Origin of the sequence: Streptomyces varsoviensis (assembly GCF_000718635.1) — a bacterium.
Lineage (GTDB): Bacteria > Actinomycetota > Actinomycetes > Streptomycetales > Streptomycetaceae > Streptomyces > Streptomyces varsoviensis.
Genome location: NZ_JOBF01000016.1, coordinates 127,671 through 146,426 on the forward strand (window position 1 = coordinate 127,671; position 18,756 = coordinate 146,426).

At 70.1% G+C, this 18,756-nt stretch carries 16 protein-coding genes and 1 pseudogene; 10 read left to right on the forward strand and 7 right to left on the reverse strand.

Annotation, left to right across the window (positions count from 1 at the left end):
- The first annotated feature begins 92 nt into the window (after positions 1-92).
- The gene (locus IF55_RS23310; protein WP_030884152.1) at positions 93-908 is read left to right on the forward strand and encodes an SDR family NAD(P)-dependent oxidoreductase; all 816 of its coding nucleotides are present in this window, start codon (positions 93-95) and stop codon (positions 906-908) included.
- A 171-nt stretch (positions 909-1,079) separates the two neighbouring features.
- On the opposite strand, the gene IF55_RS23315 is transcribed toward IF55_RS23310, so the two are convergent.
- Positions 1,080-3,152 (reverse strand): glycoside hydrolase family 36 protein, encoded by a 2,073-nt coding sequence (locus IF55_RS23315; protein ID WP_030884155.1) that lies wholly within the window; start codon positions 3,150-3,152, stop codon positions 1,080-1,082.
- A gap of 449 nt (positions 3,153-3,601) precedes the next feature.
- Here IF55_RS23315 and IF55_RS23320 point away from each other — a divergent pair, with 449 nt between their 5' ends.
- The 8 genes from IF55_RS23320 (at position 3,602) to IF55_RS23355 (ending at position 11,864) form a co-directional block, all read left to right on the forward strand.
- Positions 3,602-4,393 (forward strand): GntR family transcriptional regulator, encoded by a 792-nt coding sequence (locus IF55_RS23320; protein WP_030884158.1) that lies wholly within the window; start codon positions 3,602-3,604, stop codon positions 4,391-4,393.
- A 207-nt stretch (positions 4,394-4,600) separates the two neighbouring features.
- Entirely contained in the window at positions 4,601-5,896 is a 1,296-nt protein-coding gene (locus tag IF55_RS23325; protein WP_030884161.1) for a D-tagatose-bisphosphate aldolase, class II, non-catalytic subunit, read from the forward strand.
- Entirely contained in the window at positions 5,893-7,050 is a 1,158-nt protein-coding gene (locus tag IF55_RS23330) for an SIS domain-containing protein (RefSeq protein ID WP_030884163.1), read from the forward strand. The genes IF55_RS23325 and IF55_RS23330 overlap by 4 nt, the downstream gene beginning before the upstream one ends.
- Before the next feature lie 48 nt (positions 7,051-7,098).
- Positions 7,099-8,091 carry a BadF/BadG/BcrA/BcrD ATPase family protein gene (locus IF55_RS23335; protein WP_030884165.1) on the forward strand — a complete coding sequence of 331 codons (993 nt, stop codon included), beginning with the start codon at positions 7,099-7,101 and terminating at the stop codon, positions 8,089-8,091.
- Complete coding sequence (locus IF55_RS23340) at positions 8,088-9,056, forward strand: DMT family transporter (protein WP_030884168.1); 969 nt, start codon at positions 8,088-8,090, stop codon at positions 9,054-9,056. The genes IF55_RS23335 and IF55_RS23340 overlap by 4 nt, the downstream gene beginning before the upstream one ends.
- A gap of 137 nt (positions 9,057-9,193) precedes the next feature.
- Positions 9,194-10,045 (forward strand): class II fructose-bisphosphate aldolase, encoded by an 852-nt coding sequence (locus tag IF55_RS23345; protein WP_030884172.1) that lies wholly within the window; start codon positions 9,194-9,196, stop codon positions 10,043-10,045.
- A 437-nt stretch (positions 10,046-10,482) separates the two neighbouring features.
- On the forward strand, positions 10,483-11,049 hold the full coding sequence (locus IF55_RS23350) for an amino acid permease (RefSeq protein WP_030884175.1): 567 nt from the start codon (positions 10,483-10,485) through the stop codon (positions 11,047-11,049).
- Positions 11,046-11,864, forward strand: a complete 819-nt coding sequence (locus IF55_RS23355; protein WP_030884178.1) for a GNAT family N-acetyltransferase — start codon at positions 11,046-11,048, stop codon at positions 11,862-11,864. The genes IF55_RS23350 and IF55_RS23355 overlap by 4 nt, the downstream gene beginning before the upstream one ends.
- Positions 11,865-12,058: 194 nt before the next feature.
- On the opposite strand, the gene IF55_RS23360 is transcribed toward IF55_RS23355, so the two are convergent.
- The 6 genes from IF55_RS23360 to IF55_RS23385 form a co-directional block, all read right to left on the reverse strand.
- Positions 12,059-12,499 carry a S26 family signal peptidase gene (locus IF55_RS23360; RefSeq protein WP_048832344.1) on the reverse strand — a complete coding sequence of 147 codons (441 nt, stop codon included), beginning with the start codon at positions 12,497-12,499 and terminating at the stop codon, positions 12,059-12,061.
- Positions 12,496-14,382: an ABC transporter ATP-binding protein gene (locus IF55_RS23365; RefSeq protein WP_078645032.1), complete on the reverse strand. Its 1,887-nt coding sequence runs from the start codon at positions 14,380-14,382 to the stop codon at positions 12,496-12,498. The genes IF55_RS23360 and IF55_RS23365 overlap by 4 nt, the downstream gene beginning before the upstream one ends.
- A gap of 429 nt (positions 14,383-14,811) precedes the next feature.
- Complete coding sequence (locus IF55_RS37525) at positions 14,812-15,489, reverse strand: MauE/DoxX family redox-associated membrane protein (RefSeq protein WP_078645037.1); 678 nt, start codon at positions 15,487-15,489, stop codon at positions 14,812-14,814.
- Between the two features lie 99 nt (positions 15,490-15,588).
- On the reverse strand, positions 15,589-15,798 hold the full coding sequence (locus IF55_RS37530; RefSeq protein WP_078645039.1) for a hypothetical protein: 210 nt from the start codon (positions 15,796-15,798) through the stop codon (positions 15,589-15,591).
- 182 nt (positions 15,799-15,980) lie between these two features.
- Positions 15,981-16,838 (reverse strand): helix-turn-helix domain-containing protein, encoded by an 858-nt coding sequence (locus IF55_RS39505; RefSeq protein WP_037965564.1) that lies wholly within the window; start codon positions 16,836-16,838, stop codon positions 15,981-15,983.
- A gap of 679 nt (positions 16,839-17,517) precedes the next feature.
- Positions 17,518-18,396 (reverse strand): SCO4651 family lipoprotein, encoded by an 879-nt coding sequence (locus IF55_RS23385; protein WP_030884196.1) that lies wholly within the window; start codon positions 18,394-18,396, stop codon positions 17,518-17,520.
- Positions 18,397-18,539: 143 nt separating this feature from the next.
- Between IF55_RS23385 and IF55_RS41510 the strand changes: the two are divergent.
- A pseudogene (locus IF55_RS41510) lies at positions 18,540-18,680 on the forward strand (DUF6193 family natural product biosynthesis protein); the annotation flags it as partial.
- Positions 18,681-18,756: the final 76 nt, after the last annotated feature.

Here is an 18,756-nt window from a genome sequence, read left to right on the forward strand (position 1 = left end):
CCTGAACCACTGACAAAGCCCCCGGCCACGCATCCATCCGGGGACACGTACGACCCGCCCGACCCCGCCCGATCCCTCCGGAGAACACCCCAATGACATCCACGCCCCCACCCACCACCGAAGCCGCCGAGTTCGACGCGTCCACCGCATTCGCCGATTGCGCCGAGTCCGGCGAGTTCGCCGGGAAGACGGCGCTAGTCACCGGGGCCGCACGCGGCATCGGCAAGGAGACCGTCACCCTCCTCCACACCCGCGGCGCACGCGTCGTCGCCCTCGACGCACGTCCCGAGGTCGCCCTGCTGGCCGAAGAGCTGCCCGGGGTGGTGACGATGACGGGCGACGTCACCGCGGAGGAGACCGCCAGCCGGGCGGTCGGGGCCGCCGTCGACGCGTTCGGCGGACTGGACATCCTGGTCAACAACGCGGGACGCACCCTGAACAAGCCCGTCACGCAGACCACCGCGCAGGACTGGGACAGCGTCATGGACGTCAACGCCCGCGGCGCCTTCCTCTTCGCCCGCGAAGCCTTCCGGGCCATGGAGGGGCGCGGCGGCGGCGCCATCGTCAGCACCGGCTCGTACGCGTCCACGGTCGGCCTCCCCGAAGGAGCCGCCTACAGCGCGTCGAAGGGAGCCCTCGCCCAGCTCACCAAGGTGCTGGCGCTGGAGGGCGGCCCCCTGGGCATCCGCGCGAACCTCGTCGCCGCGGGCGTCGTCGAGACCGACTTCCTCGGCACCTTCCGCCCCGACAGCCGCGCCTACCTCGCCTCCTTCGCGCACGTACACCCCCTGGGCAGAGTGGCGCAGCCCCGCGAGATCGCGGAAGTCCTGTGCTTCCTGGCCTCCCCGCGATCCGCCTTCGTCACCGGCGCCATACTCCCCGCGGACGGAGGCTTCACCGCCGCCTGACCCACCCCCCACCACAAGCCGGCCGCCCGTACGGCCGCACCGCCGGGCTCCGTCACCCTTCGCCCGTCACCCATCACGGCGCGAGCCCGGCCGGGCGGCCGCCCCCGACCGCCCCGGCCGGGACCGGCCGCCCGGACCAGGCCGGCCGGCCCGCCCCGCTGCCCCCGCCGATCAGCCGATCGGCTCGGCCACGATGAGTTGGAAGCGGTCGAAGGTCAGTTTCACGGTGTTGTGCCGGGCGGTGGCGGTGCCGAGGGACTTGCCGGTGAAGGGGTCGGTGAGGCGGTAGCGCGTGCGGCCGAGGCCGCGCAGTTCGACCTTTCCATCCCAGTGGTCGGCGTAGAAGGCGTAGTGGAGGGTCCGCTTCTTGGCCACGACGTGCGTCTCGGGCTTGTCGAAGCCGATGTCGTACAGCTCACCGCGGTACTCGCCGGTGGCCAGCATGTTCTTCTCGTACAGGGCCACCCACTTGCGCCACAGGACCTCCTTCTCCGGGGTGAGGTCGGTGGCCTTGTCCGGGGCTCCGGTGCCGGGGATGGTGAACTTGGTCGACAGGACGGCTCCGATGCCGTAGGAGGACGCGAAATCGTTCCCGCCGTCGCTCAGTTCGACGTGGTCGCCGGCGTAGCTGCTGCCCGCGCCCATCAGCGCCTTCATCGTCTTGCCCTTGCTGCGGACCTGGTAGGAGGACTCCGGGTCCGAGCTGGGGTACTGGTCGACGTAGGGCAGGTTGTGGAAGGCGAAGGCGGTGCCGCAGGGGCAGAGCTCGACGAGGGCGTCGCGGTTCGCCTTGTGCGCGGCCTCGTGGATGGCCTTCCAGAACGTGGCCACGGCCTCGGTGGATTCCTCGGGGCGGGCGTGCCGGTGCTTCGGGTTGTAGCAGGGCGCGACGCCGTTGAGGTGCTGGCCGTCGATCTTGAGCCCCTCATAGCCCCATTCGCCGATGAACCGCTTCGCCTGCTCGACGAAGTAGTCCACCGTCGGCTGGTAGGCCGGGCAGAGGGTGTAGGAGTCCCACCAGGTCACGTACTGCTTCTTGCCGTCACGATCCAGCAGCAGCATGTCGGAGCGGTCCCGGAACAGGTTGCTGTCGGGGTGCGCCGCCAGCGGGGCCCACCACAGGCGCGGCCGCAGACCGGCGGCCCGCACCTTCTTGTTGAAGGCCCGCATGTCCGCTTCGCCGCGCGGGAACTTCTTCCTGTCGATGTCCCAGTCGCCCACGTTGTTCTGCCAGCCGTCGTCGAGCGCGGCCCAGCGCAGACCGACCTCGTGCGCCTTCGGCAGCGCTCCGATGACCTGCTCGGTGGCGAAGTCGCGCTCGTAGCCCCAGGCGCACCAGATGGGCTCGAAGGCCGAGGCGGGGACCTTGGGGGCGCGCTGGCCGATGTCGCTCATGTAGTCGCGGTAGCGCAGGAGCGGCACGAAGTGGTCGCCCGGGAGGGCGGTCAGGAACGTGGTGTCGGTGCTGAGCCGGCGGCCCGGCTTCAGGGTGCGGGCGGTGTCGTCCTGGATGGCGATGCTCGCTCCGGCGGCCGTCTTGCGGACCGGCATGCGCAGGATCGTCGCCACGGGCTCGACATGTCCGACGGAGAGGCCCGCGCCACGGCGCCAGACGGTCGCCAGCGGGGTGCCGCCGCCGTAGTCGGAGGAGTCCATCCCCAGCGAGTTCTCCTGGACGTAGCCGTCCTTGACCGGCATCACCCAGTCGCGGCGGTCCGTGTACGTGGTGCCGGAGAAGGTGTAGAAGCCGCCGGGAGCCTCCAGGAGTTCGTGGGCTCCGTTGCGCCACCCGGTGACGTTCAGCGTGGTGGAGGACCTGTTGGTGTAGGTCACCTTCATCACGATCATGCCGGTGAGGCGCTTGAAGGAGGTCAGCTCGACCGTCTTCTGCACGCCTTCCTCGGACATGCCCTCGATCGTCACCTGGACGCCCGCGCCGTGGCGGGGGTGCCAGGTGGGACGGGTCCGGTGCCCGCGGTGGGCGAACGCCTCGATGGCCTTGCCGCCCACCAGCAGGGCTTCGCCGGCGTCGAAGCGGGTGAGGTCGACGCCCTTGAGCGCCACCCGGCTGCGCAGTCGGTCGTCGAACTCCAAGGTGATGGAGGTGTCGCCGACTCCGACGAGGTCAGGACCCGAGTTCGGTGCCGCGGCCGCGGGCGAGGCGCCCATGGCCGCGGGGAAGGCGGCCAGGCCGGCACCCCCCAGCGCCACCTTCAGTACGCTTCGCCGGTTCATGCCCGTCATGTCGAACTCTCTTTCGGTCGTGCGTGCCCGACTGGGGCAGCCGCCTGGTGTCCGTCGTTGTGGACCGTCGAAGTCGGGCCGCACGCTCGCGACGAAGGGACCGTCCGTAAGGCTGGTCGATGCCTGGTCTGCTACCGGTTTTCGCAGCGGGTCGGCTGGGGCCGGGGACGGCGCATGTCCGAACGGGGCGCCCCCGTACGAGCCAGTACGAGCCAGTACGAGGCAGCCTCCGGCGGTGAGCGGGCGGGTACCTCGGTGACCTGCGACTACGCTGCCTCGATCACCGGCGGGCGCTCAGGACACGGCGAAACGGAAGGTCGCTCACGGGCGACTCCTTCATCATCGGGTGGTCTGCTTCGAGAACGTAAGCGGTATTCGACTGGCATGTCAAAGGGTTGGAGCCCCTGAATAAGGGTCCGGGCGGTCGATCGCATTGGTACGCTTCTGGTATGACAGATGCGAGCACGTCGATGCCCAAAGGCCTGTTCGGTGACGACGTCCTCCCGTTGTACGAGCGCACAGCCAGGCAGTTGCTCGACGACCTGCGCACCGCCGCCGCCCGCCCCGGCGACCGGCTGCCCTCCGAGCGGGCCCTGGTCGACCGGTACGCCGTGTCGCGCGTGACGCTGCGAGCGGCCCTCGCGCAATTGGAGTCGCGGGGCATCGTACGGCCGTCCTCGTCGCGCGGGTGGTTCGTCGCCGAGCTCGGTCCGCTCCCCGACGCGGCGACGACCACGCCCGCCTCGGCGACCCCGCAGGTCCAGGGATTCGCCGACTACGCACAGGTCAACGGCTTGACGACGGCCGGCAAGGTGCTCTCCGCCACCGTTCGCCCGGCCACGCTGTCCGAGGCCGAGCAGCTCCGGGTCGCGCCGGGCGCGGACCTCTTCGACCTCCACCGGCTGCGCTTCCTCGACGGTCTGCTCGTCGTGCTCGAACACAACCGGCTTCCGCTGGCGGCCTGCCCCGCCCTCGCCGAGACCGACTTCACCACGGCCTCGCTCTACGCCACCCTGCGCGCCGCCGACCCGCCGCAGCTCCCCCGCAGCGCCGACTATTCGGTCGAGGCCCGCCACCCGACGCCCCGGGAGATCGAGCTGTTCGAGATCGCCGAGACCATGCCGATGCTCGTCGCGACCCAACTGACGTCGAACCAGGACTCGCGTCCGATCGAACTGACCGTCCAGGTCTACCGGGGGGACCGCTACCGGTTCCGGGCCTCCATCACCAACCAGACGTAAATAGTCGCCAAGCAGATGTGAACGGTCCCCAGCGATCGCCACTCGGCCTTGAGGATCACCACAGATCCGCCGGTCCAGCCATGCAGACCAGTTGCATACCAGTATAAGACTATTGACGACCCCAAATAAGACCAGTACTGTCCGGAATGAGCCGCGGGCCATGACGGCACATTTGGCTTGAAATGCACGTTGAGTAAGGGGTTGGCAATGCAGAGCCCATTGAGCGAGGTGGTCCGGCGTCACAAGGCCGGGCAGCCGCAGGGCATCACCTCGGTGTGTTCGGCTCATCCGCTGGTCATCGAGGCGGCCATGGTGCAGGCACGGGAGACCGGCGGTCACGTACTGGTGGAGGCGACCTCGAACCAGGTCGACCAGTACGGCGGTTACACGGGCATGCGGCCCGCGGACTTCCGCGACCTCGTGTACGGCATCGCGACCGAAAGTGGTCTGCCACTGGACCGAGTGATTCTCGGCGGCGACCACCTCGGACCGAACCGGTGGCAGTCCCTGACGCCCGACGAGGCGATGGAGCAGGCCGACGCCCTGGTCGCCGCCTATGTGGCCGCGGACTTCACCAAGATCCACCTGGACTGCAGCTTCGCCTGCGCCGGCGACCCCGTACCGCTGACCGACGACCTGGTCGCCGAACGCGCCGCGCGGCTGATCCGGGTGGCCGAGGAGACGGCCGGCCCCGAGCGCGCCGAGCGGATCCGGTATGTGATCGGTACCGAGGTGCCCACACCCGGCGGCGCGCACGAGACGCTCGACGCGCTCCTCCCCACCACGCCCGAGGCGGCGCGCGCCACCCTGGAGCAGCACCGCAAGGCGTTCGCCCAGCACGGCATCGACGAGGTCTGGCCGCGCGTCATGGCCCTCGTGGTCCAGCCGGCCGTCGAGTTCGACCATGTGCAGGTCGTCGACTACCGGCGCGAGCTGACCGAGGAGCTGCGCAAGGTCCTCGACGACGAGCCCACCATGGTCTACGAGGCCCACTCGACCGACTACCAGACCGCCGAGGCGCTCACCGCGCTGGTCGAGGACCACTGGGCGGTCCTCAAGGTGGGCCCCGGGCTGACCTTCGCCCTGCGCGAGGCGCTGTTCGCCCTCGCCGCGATCGAGGACGAGCTGGTACCGGCCGCCGAGCGGTCGCGCCTTCCCGAGGTCGTCGAGGAGCGGATGCTCGCCGAGCCCGCCAAGTGGGAGGGCTACTACCCGGGCAGCGCCGCCGAGCAGCGCCTCGCACGCCGCTACAGCTACAGCGACCGGATGCGCTACTACTGGCCCGACCCTGAGATCGAGAAGGCCCAGGCCCGACTGATGGCCAACCTCTCGGCCGTGGACATCCCGCTGCCGCTGCTCAGCGCCCACCTCCCCCTCCAGTACGCCCGCGTCCGTCACGGCGAGCTCGCCGCCCGGCCGCGCGACCTGGCCGTCGACCACGTCCGCGACGTTCTGCGCGACTACGACCGCGCCTCCCACCCCCACCTGATGGAGCACGTGTGACCACGCCCTCCGGCACCCTGTCCCTCGACGAGGGCGCCGCCCACACCATCCGCGAGATCGCCCAGCAGCCCGCCCTGTGGCGCGAGGTCGACCGGATCATCGCGGCCTCCCGGGAGTCGCTGGACGCCTTCGTGCGTCCGCTCGTCGCCCGCGCCCACCTGCGCGTCGTACTCACCGGCGCCGGCACCTCCGCGTTCGCCGGCCAGGTGCTCCAGACCGCCCTGGCCCGGCGCCTGGGCCGCCGTGTCGACGCGGTGCCCACCACGGACCTCGTCGCCGACCCCCGCGGCACGCTCGCCGAGGACGTTCCCACGCTGCTGGTCTCCTTCGCGCGCTCGGGCGACAGCCCGGAGTCCGTGGCGGCCACCGCCCTGGCCGACCAGGTCCTCTCCGAGGTGCACCACCTCGTGATCACCTGCAACGAGCAGGGCCGCCTGGCCCGCGAGCACGCGGAGCTGCCGAATTCCCACGTGCTGCTGATGCCGGCCGCGTCCAACGACCGCGGTTTCGCCATGACGTCGAGCTTCACGTGCATGACGCTCGCGGCGCTGCTCGCTCTCGGCGGCAGCGCCTACGACGGGGTCGCCGAGCGCCTGGCCGCGGCGGTCGAGACGATCTGCGAGAGCGACGCCGTGGACCGTACCGTCGGCGCCCTCGTGGCCCGCGCGCCCGAGCGCATCGTCTTCCTGGGCAGCGGCCCGTTGAAGGGCCTCGCCTCGGAGTCGGCGCTGAAGGTGCTCGAACTCACCGGTGGGACGCTGATGGCCGTCGCGGAGACCTCGCTGGGATTCCGGCACGGCCCCAAGGCGGTGCTCAACGACCGTACGGTCGCCGTGGTGTACATGTCGAACGACCCCTACACCCGCAAGTACGACCAGGACATCTCCGCGGAACTGCGCGGAAATCTCCCCGCGGGCAGCGTCGTCACCGTCTCCGCGGGACCCGGCGTGGAAGCGGACGGCGGCGACGCCTGGCCGCTGCCGGGCCTCGACGGAGTCGAGGACGTCGCCCTGGCGCTGTCCGCTGTGGTGTACGCGCAGCTCATCGCCCTGCGCGCCGCCCAGGCCCGGGGGCTGCGGGCCGACAACCCGTTCCCCTCGGGTGAGGTCAACCGCGTCGTGCAGGGCGTGACTCTGCACTCCCTGCACAACTGATCAAAGGCACAACGGCGCGGTTCCAGGGCGCCGGACGGAGGTACAACGATGTTCCTAGGTGTCGACGGCGGCGGTACGAAAACCGCCTTCTGCCTGGTCGACCGGGGCGGACAAGTCGTGGCGCGAGCGCAGGCGGCAAGTTCGTACTACTTCTCCCACGGCATCGAGCTCGTCGAGCGCGTGCTGGGGGAAGGGGTCGACGCTGTCTGTGCGGCGGCCGAGCTGTCCCCCGCCGACATCGAGTACGCCTTTTTCGGCTTGCCCGGTTACGGGGAGGCGGCCCGCGATCTGCCCGTCCTGAACGCGACCCCGCGAGCCGTGCTCGGACACGACCGCTACGCCTGCGACAACGACATGGTCTGCGGCTGGGCCGGCTCGCTGGGCGCGGTCGACGGCATCAACGTCATCAGCGGCACCGGCTCCATGACCTACGGCGAGCGGCAGGGCCGCGGCGTGCGCGTCGGCGGCTGGAGCGAGATGTTCGGCGATGAGGGATCGGCGCACTGGATCGCGGTCCGCGGCCTCAACGCCTTCTCGCGGATGGCCGACGGCCGGATTCCCGAGGGCCCCCTGTCGAAGGTGTTCCGGCGCCACCTGGATCTCGCGTCCGATCTGGACGTGATCGACGTCGTCCACAACCAGTGGCAGGGCGACCGCGGCCGGATCGCGGCGCTCAGCCGCTCGGTGGCCGAGGCCGCCGGTCTGGGCGACGAGGCCGCCTCGGCGATCCTCGCCGAGGCGGGCCGGGAGCTCGCCCTGCTCGTCGACGTCACCCGCGAGCGGCTGGAGTTCGGCCCGGACGAGACCGTACCGGTCTCCTACTCGGGCGGCACCTTCGGCGCGGACCCGGTTCTGGAGGCGTTCGCCACCGGACTGAAGAGTCGTTTCACCCACTACGAACTGCGACACCCGCTGTACGAGCCCGTCGTAGGCGCCGCCCTGTACGCGGCGAAAATCGCCGGAACCCCGCTCGACCAGCCCGCGCTCGACGCGCTGCGCATGGCCTCCGGGATCACCGCCCCAGGAGGAGAGAACCGATGAACACAGGCAAGAAGAGCTGGATTCTGTACGCGTCGCTGCTGGTCCTGTTCTGGGGTGTGTGGGGCGCCTTCTCCAGCGAGCCGAACAGCAGGTACGACTACCCCAACGAGATGATCTACATCATCTGGGCCTGCACCATGCTCATCCCCGCGTTCTTCGCGCTGCGCGGCAACAAGTTCGACCGCCGGCCGATCGCCGCCGTGTACGGACTGATCGCGGGACTGACCGGCGCCGGCGGCCAGCTCCTGCTGTTCAAGGCGCTCGCCAACGGCCCGGCGTACCTGATCTTCCCCCTGGTGTCGCTCTCCCCCGTGGTCACCGTCCTCCTGGCGATGGCGCTGCTGAAGGAGCGGATCAACCGGCTCGCCCTGGTCGGCGTCGTCGCGGCGCTGGCGGCGATCGTGCTGCTCTCCATTCCCAGCAGCAAGGACGACTCGAACTCGCACGGCCCGTGGCTGCTGATGGCCATCCTGATCTGTGTCGCCTGGGGCGTGCAGGCGTTCTGCATGCGCAAGGCCGCGGTGGTCGGGGTCAACGACGCGACGACCTTCGGCTGGATGACCATCAGCGGACTGCTGCTGATTCCGGTGGCGTTCGTGATGATGGGCGATTTCCCGTCCGGCGCTCCGTGGCAGGCGCCGACGCTCACCGCGGTGACGCAGGTGCTCAACGCGGTCGGCGCGCTGTTCCTGGTCATGGCGTTCAGCCGGGGCAAGGCCACGGTCGTCGCCCCCATCACCAACGCGCTGGCCCCGGTGCTGACGATCGTGCTGTCCCTGGCGGTCTACCAGACGCTCCCGAGCGTGTGGGGCGCCCTCGGCATCGTGCTGGCCCTCGGGGGCTCGACCCTGATGGTCTACAGCGACGAGAAGAGCGGCGAGAACGGCGAGAACGGCGAGAACTCCGCGGCCCTGGGCGCGGCGTCCGACGCGGCAGACGTGACTCCGGCGCCGCAGAAGACCTGATCGCCCGCGTATCCGTACCGGGCGACTCACGTAGGGTACGGGCCGACACCGGCCCGTACCCTGCGGCCCGTATCCACGGACCCCGTACCCACCGGCCCGTACCCACCGAACCGACATGAAAGCGAGGGGACACCCTCATGCCCCTGGTTCCCACGCGCGAACTCGTCTCGCAGGCCGCCGCCGCGGGCCAGGCCGTCGCGGCGTTCAACGTGATCACGCTGGAGCACGCCGAGGCGATCACCGCCGGCGCGGCCGCCGCGGGCGCCCCGGGGGTGATCCTCCAGATCAGCGAGAACGCCGTACGGTTCCACGGCGGCCGCGTCGAGCCGATCGCACGGGCCGCGGCCGAGGTCGGCAAGGTCTGTGACGTCGACGTCGCCCTGCACATGGACCACGTGACGGACATGCGGCTGCTGCGCACGGCGGCCGACGCGGGGTTCTCCTCCGCGATGTTCGACGCCGGGGCGCAGCCGTACGCCGAGAACCTCGCCGCCACCCGCGCCGCGGCCGAGTGGGCCCACGGCGCGGGCCTGTGGCTGGAGGCCGAACTCGGCTACGTGGGCGGCAAGCCCGACGCCCCCGCGAGCGCCCACGCGGCCGGGGTCCGCACCGACCCGCAGGAGGCGGCGCGCTATGTCGCGGACACCGGCGTGGACGCCCTGGCCGTCGCCGTCGGCAGCAGCCACGCGATGACCGAACGCTCCGCGACCCTGGACCACGCGCTCATCGAACGCCTTCGGGAGGCCGTGCCCGTACCTCTGGTGCTGCACGGTTCGTCGGGCGTCGGCGACGACGACCTGCGACGGGCCGTCCAGGCGGGCATCGTGAAGATCAACATCGGTACCGCTCTCAACATCGCGTTCACCGGCGCGGTCCGCGAGACACTGGCCGACCGCCCCGACCTGACCGACCCCCGCCCCTACCTCACCCAGGGCCGCGAGTCGATGGCGGAGACGGTCCGCGTCCTGCTCGGCGTGGTGAGCGGCTGAGCCGCTGAGAGGTTGAGGGGCCCCGGAATCCGACACACGGGGCCTCCGCCGCCCGCTAGCACCCCTTCTCCGCATACCTGAGCGAGGGCCACCCGGGCCCAGCGGCGGCCGGGTGAGCATCGAGCCGAGAGAGACCGCTGCGCACTCGCGCCGAGCTGGTCCCCGCTTGATGGAGGGTCCTTCGCGCCGCGGCAGGAGCGCACGTAGGCCCAGGGCGCCGCAGGCACCTCCGCCTCCGCTCCGGCCGGGGCGTGGCCGGCGAGCGCCCCCGCCGACCCGGCGTGGGCGCATCCGGCACCGCGGGGTCGCGTCGTACGCTGTGCCTGGCAGCGGCCCTGGCCGCTCGTCCCCTCCCAACACCAGTCCGCCGCCTTCGCGTTCACCCAATTCACCAATAACACGGGCTGGGGAGCCCCGTATAGGTCATCCTGCTGGGCATGCTGCTGCCCCTTTTCGCCTTGGCGGGCTATGACACCTCCGCCCACCTCAGCGAAGAGACCAGCCGGGCCTCCGTCGTCGCCGCCCGTGGCACCGCCCGCTCGGTGGCGGCCTCCTGGGCCGCCGGCGGCACCCTGCTGGCCGCCCTCACCTTCGCCGTCCAGGACTCCGCCGGGACCCTGGCCGGCCTCACCGGCGTGCCCATCGCGCAGATCTTCCTGGACGCGCTCAGCCACGCCTTCGCCAAGGCACTGGTGCTGATCATCACCGTGGCGCAGTTCCTGTGCGGGTACGCGGTGACCGCCAGTTGCAGCCGCATGATCTACGCGTTCTCCCGGGGCGGCGCCCTGCCCGGCTGGCCACGGTGGCGAAAGCTCACCCGCCGCACCCGCGTTCCCGCCAACGCCAACGCCGCCGCCAACGCCAACTACACGCTCGCCGCCACAGCGGTGGCCCTCACCCTGGCCGCCCTGTGGTGGCGCTTCGGCCGCCGCGCCTACCTCAAGCACCACGCCCCCGCAGACCAGACGCACGACGACGACACGACCGAAGGAATCATCCGATGACATCCACCGGCTTCACGGAGTCCGTCGAATCGCTGCACCAACTCGCCGTCGCCTGGCGGGCCATGGTCCTCGACCACGCCCCGAGCGCCGACGTGCGCGACCTGCCCGGCCTCGCGGTCCGCTGGGCCGACTCCCCCTTCGCCTTCTGGAACTGCATCGCCCTGACCGAGGAGCAGGTGACAGCGGACCTCATGAGGCAACGCCTGGATGAGGCGGCCGACATCATCCGCGCCAAGAGACACTCGGACTCGGGCTTCTTGTGGGTCTTCGAAGACCTCCTCGACGCCGACGCCCGCACCGCGCTCACGGCGGCGGCCGAACAGGCGGGCCTCCAATACGCCTTGGGCGGTACGGGCATGGCCGGCGACATCCTCCCGCTCCCCGAACCGCACCACCCCGACCCCGACCTCGCGTTCGTACGCGTGAGTACCGAGGACCACTTGCGCGCCTACGCGGACCTCCAGGCGCGCGCCTACGGCTTCCCCGTCGACGCGTGCCGTGACGGCCTGACCGGGGCCGGCCTCTGGATGACCGGGATGCACGCCTACCTCGCCCTGCACGGCACCACCCCGGTGTCCTGCGCCGCCACCATCCCGGCCCAAGGCCGCCTCTTCGTCTGCTTCGTCGCCACGGACCCGCGGTGGCAGCGCCGCGGCTACGGAGAGGCCGTCACCCGCAAGGCCCTCCACGAAGGAGCCAGGGCCACCGGCCTCACCCGCGCCACCCTCCACGCCACCGAGGCCGGCGCGCCGCTGTACCCGCGCATCGGTTTCACGCCGAACACCCCGATCCGCTTCTACACCCTCAAAACCTGACCACCGGAAGCCGGCGCCGTGGCCCCCATCCTGACCGCGCCCGTGGCGGCCAAGCCCCGTCACATTCCGAGCCGCAGGGCGGGGCCCTTTTGCGACGGGCTCAAAGACGGCGACCCACTCCGCGTGGTGGGTCGCCTTGATGCCGTGCCTGGCGCGGATAGGCGGTTGTTGCGGGCGATGAGCGTGCCGGTCGGTCACCTCCCGGGCGTCCTCACGACTCCCAGCACGCGCACCAGGGGGAAGTAGCCGAACTCCCTGGAGTCGAAACTCGACGAGGGGTTGTCACCGAGCAGCACGGCCATGCCGGCCGGAACCCGCTCGTCGGATACGTTCGCAAGCCTCAGTCCGCGGGGGACCGCGTCTCCGGGGAGTGCCACGACCCGCTTGATCATCCAATGGCGCGCGGCTACCAAGGGGGGCGCGGCCCTGGCCGGCAGCGGCGGCTCCCGCCAGCCCTGTCTGCCGAAGGGGGACTCGACGACGACCACCTGGCCCGGTCTGGGCCTGCGCCGCCGTATCACCAGCACTTGATCACGGTCCTGGAAAGCCGGCTCCATGCTCACCCCTTCGACGGTGACGGACACCAGTCGGCGGGTGAGAGCGGCTGTAGCGATCAATGTCTTTTCCGCGATCATGACGCGGCCACCGATGTCACCGGGCCGCCCGCCGCGTCAGTGTCCTGGTAGCCGTCGGCTTGGAGAGCGAAGAGCCGCGCGTACACACCGCCGACGCGCAGCAGTTCGCCGTGCGCGCCCTGTTCCACCACCCGTCCGCCGTCGAGTACGGCGATTCGGTGGGCGTCGCGGACCGCACTGAGCCGATGCGAGATCAACAGGCTGGTGCGGCCCGCACGGTGTCGGCCGATGGTCAGGTGGATCTCGTGCTCCGCCTCCGCGTCGAGTCCTGCCGAGGGCTCGTCGAGGATCATCAGGTCGCGCTCCTCGCGCAGGAAGGCGCGCGCCAGGGCCAGCCGCTGGTGCTGCCCCCCGGACAGCAGGGTGCCAGGGCCGGAGGTGCCGTCCGGGATGAAGGAGCGCGAGAGCATGGTGTCGTACCCGTCCGGCAGCGAGGCGAGTTTGGAGTGCAGGCCCGCCTTGCCTGCCGCCGCCTCGATGCGGTCACGCCGGTCGAACAGCCGCAGATCGCCCAGGCCGATGTTCTCGGCCGCCGTCATGTCGTAGTGCTGGAAGTCCTGGAACAGGGTGGAGATGCGTTCGCGCAGCTCTGCGGGGTCGACATCGCGCACATCGACACCGTCCCAGAGGACCGCTCCGCGCGTGGGGTCGTAGAACCGGCAGAGCAGCTTCACCAACGTGGACTTGCCCGCGCCGTTCAGCCCCACCAGGGCCAGTGACTGTCCGCAGGGGATGAACAGATCCAGTCCGCGCAACACCCACTCCTGATCATCGGTATAGCGGAACCAGACGTCACGCAGCTCGATCCCGCGCTCCAGCCGCGGCAGCGGCACCGGGTCGGCGGCCACCGGGAGGTCGGGCTCGGTCTCCACCACCTCCAGGTAGTGGTCGAACATCAGCAGCGTCCGCTGCGAGGCCGCGATCTGCAGCAGCAGCGCGCCGAGTGAGGCTTGTACTCCGTCCACCGCGGCCACGAACATCGTCACCCCGCCGACGGAGAGCTCTCCCCGGGTGGCCGCGAACACCGCCCACATCAGCCCCGCCCCCGAGACCAGCGAGGTCAGCAGCTCCAGCCCGCTCTGCACCTTGGTCTGCCGCGCCTCGACCGCTTGGGTGACGGCGTTGGCCGCCCGGCGCTCCGCCAGTACCCGCCCGCGCAGGAAGTCGCCGATGCCGAAGAGCCGGATCTCCTTGGCCGCGGTCGCGGAGGCGATCAGACCCGTGTAGAAGTCCTCACGCCGCTCGATCCGTCCCACGGCGAACACGGCGCGGGCGTAGTGCCGGGAGAGTGAGAGCTGGGCCGCCAGCGACGGCACCCCCGCGGCCAGCACCAGCAGCGCCATCAGCGGGCTGATCGCGACCAGCGAGATGAGGAACCCGCCCACCGTCAGCACCGACTTGGCCATCGTCAGTACCCCGTCGGCGAGCTGACCCGCGACGGTGCGGCCGACGTCCTGGGCCACCCGCAGCCGGTCCAGGAACACGGCGTCCTCCAGCCGGCCCAGGCCCGGATGCCGGCCCACGGCCGTCAGCAGCCGGTCCTGTGTCAGCAGCCCCACCTTGCGGTCCACGACGCCTCGGAGGTACCGGCCGAACAGCGGGCCGAGACCGACCACGGTCGCGATGAGGACGTAACCGAGCGCCGGGACCGCCAAGTCCCCGGCGTCCGCTCCCCGGGTGAGGCCGTCGAGCATCAGCTTGGTCATCCACGCCACCGCCACCGGCGTCAGCCCGGACGACAGCGTGATCACCGCATAGCCGGCCGACGCCGCCGGAGCCGCCCTGACGCACAGGGCGAACGCCGTGACGATGCGTCGGTACGTGGAGTGGACGGTCTCCTTCCGCTCGCCGCGTCCACGCGGTCGGGGGAAGCGAGGGCTCACGTGGCGGGCACCGGAAGATCGCGGTCGAGATTGTCAGCGGTGATGATGGGCCGCCCGTGCTCGTTGCTGGGGGAGACGACGAGGATGGCCGGAAACGCCTGAAGAGCGAAGGCCGTACTGACCGCGCCCTTGTTGCTGTCCTCCCGTACCACCCTGGCCACCGGGCGCAGCCGCTCCACCATGTCGGCCGTGTCCGCGGCTTCTCCGACGACCGTCGCCAGTACCTTCTCCCGACCGCCGGGGAACGTGGCGGCGAATTCCACGAAATGAGGCAGCTTCGCCCGGCAGGGGCTGCAGGTCGGTGAGAAGAAAGCGACCAGGGTGTCGCCCTGGTAAAGGCTTGCGTGGTCGACCAGTTCGCCGTCCTCCGTGATCGTGGAGAACGTCCCGACCTCTTCATTCATGCCAAGGGTCGCGCCCGGGCCGGAATTACCGTTGCGGTTGAGGATTTCGGCCTGGTCGCGCAGGCGTTTGATGATTCCGACGTTCAGGACGAGATTCAGCAGGCACAGCGCCCCGACGAAGACGAGAGCTACGATCACGACGGGCATGGGGTATCTCCTGTCGGAATTCGACGGTCTTTGCGGTGGCCGGACGGAAGAGTTCTACGATGTCGTCGAGCGCGATGACCACCGCCCCGCACGTCAGGCCCATCACCGCGGTCAGCGCGAGCCCGGCGGCGGTGCCCCGCGAGCCGGGGCCGAGCGTCGCCGCCAGTGCGGCGGGCACGGCCAGGGCCAGATTGCGCACCGCCTGCCAGCCCTTGATCCGCGACGTGGAGCGGCCGAAGCAGCGACAGGCCGTTTCGGCCCCCCGTCGTACGGCGAGCGCGACGCCGAGGGCGAAGGCGAGCAGCAGGGCGGTGGCGAGCCACGCGCCGACCCGGAAGGCGATGGGAACGGGCAGCGCCAGGAGCACCGCTACCGCGAACTCCAGCGCCACCACGGCCGGAGCCAGCAGTCGACGGGCTCCGGGCACAGGGGCGAGGACGCCGACTGCTTCGGCGAACTCGGTGAAGGACCGGCGCCCGGAGACCTTGCTCACCGCGGAGACCAGGAAGACCAGGCCGATCAGGCACCTGACCCACATAGCGAGATACTGCTCCATCTCGGCCTCCTCATCCGGTCATATCGGACAGCGCTCGCGGGCCGGTGTCTGCCGCCGGACAGACGGGCCCGGCGCGAAAGCCCCGGGCCCGCGCCTGCGTCAGCAGTAACAGCGGTAGCACTTGGAGGACGTCTCGCAGCACCCGGCGTTGTAGCTGCACCACTGATCGACGCAGCCGTACTTATTGCTCCGGTTGCACTGCCAGCATTGGTTCCAGCAGGCCATCGGCCCGGCCTGGGCAGAGGCCGAAATCTTGGGTACGAAGCGTTCGAGCAGGGCCTGTCCCGCGGATTCCAGCTTGCGCAACATGTCGCTCTCCTCTCGTCTGCGGAGTGTCCCGGCTGATGTCGGACGAGGCACTCTCCCATTGCGCCGAACAGTCAGTATTGGAAGAAAGCGACATTGGATTTTTTCGACGTGCCGTGGCAGACACGCGGTTGCATAGCGGACCGTCTCAGTTGTGGCAAGGTACCGGGTTCCGCGAATTCCCGTTACCCGTCGAGCAAGATACTGGTGATACGGCCGGGCGCCCGGTTGACGCCCGCTCCCCCTGTCCGGTGTTCGGCGGCGAAACGCAACGGTGGTCGGCTCGTCATCGCGGTGAACTCCCGAGTCAGATGTGCCTGGTCGTAGAAACCGCAGCGGGCGGCCACCTCCCCGGGCCTGATGTCCGAGGCGAGCAAGGTGGCGGCATGCTGCAGCCGCAGAACCCGGGCCAGCCGTTTGGGGGTCAGGCCGAGCTGCTCCCCGCAGCGGCGCTCAAGCTGCCGCTGGCTGCAGTCCAGGCGTTCCGCCAGTACTGTCGGCCCTAACATGCCCCGTGCGGCCTCTAGTTGGTGCCACGCGGAGATCACGCGGTCCGACGCGGTGCGGCCCGTCGACCGACAGCGCAGCAGGAACTGATCGACCAGCGCGAAGCGTTCGGTCCAACAGGGCGTTCTGTCCAGCTCCCGCGTCAGGTCGTCGAACCGGTCTCCCACGATCTCGGCGGGGTCCAGGCCGAGACCCAGTTCGTCCAAGGCCACGCCGAAGAGTTCGAACGCCGCCCACGGGGTGAGCATCACCTCCACGCCTTGGAGCCCGCCGGTGTGCTCGCCCGTCGCCGAGCCGGTGCCGGGCGGGCTGAGCAGGGAGACCACCGAGCGGGATCGGTCGGGTGAGCCGTGGTGGGCTATCCGCAGCGACTGACCGAACCCGATGATCAGTGTTGCCAGGCCGCAGGGAATCTCCAGGCGACGGCGGAGCGGACACGAAGCGAAGCGGAATCCCCGATAGCTCAGCACCCCCGGCCCCAGAGAGAGACGCGGCTGCGCCACGGCGTACTCCCAACCGCCGTCAAGGCTGCTCATGAGTCGAGTGGGTCCCTCGCGGCGGGTCAAGATGGCTTGGGTCACGTGATCTCCCTTGAGCGTGGCGATGCTCCCCGGGGCCCGGAGTACGTGACCCGCTCCCCCTCTCAGCCGGGTGTGCCGCACCGCTGAGCCCCCGCGAGCTGGTCGTGTACATGCAAGCAGGGGCGGGCCGCGCGAGGGCAGAGGGAACCGCACATATTGACCGAAAGGGAGCTTATGGCAGTCCGACGTGCTTGCCATCCACGCATGCCGGAGCGCATGTTCCAGCGGAAGTTGACCGCAGATTTTCATCGCACGGGCCAAGTCCCTCGCGCACATGGCCGGCCTCGGCCTCGCCCAGCACGCAGGAACACAGAAGGCGAATGAACTCGAAGAACAGAGTCCCACCGTGCTGAGGGCCCGGTCCGAGCGGCAGGTTTGAGGATCGCCACGCACTCCACATGGTGCCACCTCGGACCGCGCTGACCGTGATCGTGTAGTGGGCCCACGGCCGCCTCGATGGTGTCGTGCAGGACGGAGCTCGCAAAGGGAGCGGCGCGGCGGAGCGTTACGGTGGCCGCGTCGTGTGCGGGTGGATGTACTGCCCGTCGGTGGCGGCGCTGATGGCGAGGTCGGCGAGGGGGAACCAGCCGTTCTCCCGCCGGCCGGGGCCGGCATTGGGTGCGCACCCGCATAGTCAGCCGTGGGTGCGGTATCTCTTGCCGCTCGCTGCCACGTATTGCGACCACGTGGCGACGTCCTTCGGGTCCGGCGCCTCGATCTTCGGGTCGGCGCCGTAGTCCGAGAACGTTTCGGTGATCCGCTCGTCGCCCTTGGCCGTCGTGCCCTTCTCCTCTTCCTTGGCGATGAACCCGTTCTCGTCGACCCAGACGTCGATCTCGGCCTTCTTCCTGCCGGCTGTGCCGCTTTGCAGGAGGTACAGGTCGCGGTAGTCCTTCGTCATGGCCGGACCCTCGTAGTTCTTCAGGTCGGCGAGAACAACCGTGCCGCGATAGTGGTCGGTGGCCCGGCCGCCCGTCGTTTCGCGGCCGACGTCCTTGAGGTCCTTGGAGGCGGCCAGCAGGGCGCCGACCCACTTCTTCACGGAGCCCCCGACGCGCCGCCCGGCGTTCTCCTTGAGCGGCGTCGACGGCGAGGCGGTCGCCTGCTTCTTCGTCCCGGAGTCCGGCTCGTCCATCGTGAACCAGGACTTGCCCGGAACGTCCTTGGTGGCCATATACGAGGTGCCGCCCACGGACAGCAGGTGGACCTCCGCCGACTTGATCTCGGTCGCCTCGGGCTCGTTCCGGAAGGCCATCTCGGTACGGGACTCCGGCTCACCGCCGGTCTTGGCGGTCTCGACGGTCCGGTAGGAGTTCTGCCGAGCCATCTTCGCCAAAGCGGCCTTCAGCACGACGGGCGCGGGGGCGCGCTCGTCCGCCACTGCGCCGCCGGGACGGGCGGAGGAGCCGCTCTTGGCCTCCGACGCCGTCGTGTCGTGGCCGCCACAGGCCGCCAGGCCCATGACCAGAGCGGCACTGATGGCCGCCGTGACGCTCTTACGGATCACCTTCACGGCTTTTGAAGTCCTTTGTCGGTTCTCGAACAAACAGAGGAATACTATCCCTTCCGCCGTATCTGCCTCGAAGGGCTTTCCGCCTATCAGCAGGTCAGCTATGCCGCTGCATTGGTTCGTGGCTGTGGCTGCCGGGTGTCCCAGTGGGTGAGGGCGGGGCTCGGGTCGAGGCGGGGTGGCAGAAGGTCCGTGACGACGGGCGGGTCTGCCCGCTACTGCTCGAAGCCGCCTACGGCGAACCCTGCCTGCGGCACCTGTTCCCGTGGACCGGCTGCCTAGCTGTTGCGGGTCATGACGTTGTTGACGCTCCTGGGCCTGAAACTGCACCTGGTGTGCACCCCCGTGGGTCTCCCGGTCACC